Annotated in this window: 2 protein-coding genes; one reads left to right on the forward strand and one right to left on the reverse strand. The window is 32.7% G+C overall.

The window, feature by feature from the left end:
* Window positions 1–229 (reverse strand): CotG/ExsB N-terminal domain-containing protein (locus V7183_RS21800; RefSeq protein WP_438825189.1); only part of this gene is annotated, 229 nt, incomplete at its 3' end.
* Window positions 230–521: 292 nt separating this feature from the next.
* Between V7183_RS21800 and V7183_RS21805 the strand changes: the two genes are divergently transcribed.
* Window positions 522–1,580, forward strand: a 1,059-nt coding sequence (locus V7183_RS21805; protein ID WP_335360809.1) for a CotH kinase family protein, incomplete at its 3' end; no start/stop codon positions are given.

Consider the following 1,580-nt stretch of genomic DNA (forward strand, 5'->3'; position numbering starts at 1 on the left):
TATGGGATTTACAAGTTCTGTGGCGTTTGCAAGTTATATGGGATTTACGAGTTCTGTGGGGTTTGCAAGTTATATGAGTTTTAAAAGTTCTATGAGGTTTGCAAGTTATATGGGATTTACAAGTTTTATGACGGCGAGATTTATGTCCACTTGTAGGATCTTGATGTAAGAATCCTTCCATTCCTGCAGCTTTAATCTCTTCTACAGCTTTTTGGATATTATATTTCATACGAATCCTCCTTAACACTATCTATTGAAAAGAAATAGCTTTTCTTTTACATTACTACAATATGAAATAAATCCTCGCCTCGTATAGGACGGGTGTGGAATTCTAGAAAAATAGATGAATGGTAGGGGTATCAATAGGAAAAGGAAAATCATACATTGATTGTAGATGAAGTGAGCCTTCCGTCAGTATAGGGTGAATTGTGCTTTTACGAGTTCTTTATATGGTTTTCTCAGAAGCTTGAGACGGAGGGATTAAACGTAAATATGGGATAAAAAGAAGGGAAGGAGAAAATATGCTGCCTACTTATGACTTTTTTATTAATCCTATGTATATCACAGAATTACGTAAAGATATTTGGTCTGACGATCCTGTTCTTGCTAAATTGACATATCAAAAAAGAAAATATGATATTGACATTGTATATCGAGGCTCTCATATTAGAAAGTTTGAGAAAAAGTCTTATCATGTTAAGTTTTATAAACCAAAATTATTTCAAGGGGTAAAAGAAATTCATTTAAATTCAGAATTCAAGGATCCATCTTTAATTCGAAATAAGCTATCCCTTGATTTTTTTTATGATATTGGTACATTATCTCCGAAATCACAGCATGTTTTTGTGAAAATTAATAATCAAGTACAGGGGGTATACTTGCAACTAGAGTCTGTTGACGAATATTTTTTACGTAGTCGCAATTTACCAAATGGTTCTATTTATTATGCGGTTGACGATGACGCAAATTTTTCTTTAATAAGTGAATTAAATAAGGATATAAAAACAGATTTATCATCAGGATATGAATTTAAGTGTGCAAATGAGCATAGTGAAGAATATTTAAGTGAATTTGTGTATCAGGCAAATACGATTTCACGAGCAGCCTATGAGAAGGAAATTGTAAAATATGTTGATATTGACAAATATTTACGATGGCTGGCGGGTATTATTTTTACACAAAACTTTGATGGCTTTGTTCATAACTATGCACTGTATCATAATGGTGAAACAGGTTTATTTGAAGTTATTCCTTGGGATTATGATGCAACATGGGGACGAGATGTAGAAGGAAGATTGTTAAATCATGAGTATATCCGAATTCAAGGGTATAACACCCTAAGCGCTAGATTGCTTGATGTAAGTGCATTTAGGAAACAATATCGGAATATTTTAGAGGGAATTTTAGAAGAAAAGTTTACTGTGGATTATATAAAACCAAAAGTGGAGGAAATGCATGGATTAATCCGTCCGTATATTGTTCAAGATCCTTATATGAAGAAGAAGGTAGAGGTTTTTGATAGTGAACCAGAATTGATTTTTCAATACATCGAAAAACGTCGTCAATTTATACAAGAACAC

This window comes from Bacillus sp. JJ1127, from assembly GCF_036965845.1.
Taxonomy (GTDB): domain Bacteria; phylum Bacillota; class Bacilli; order Bacillales; family Bacillaceae_G; genus Bacillus_A.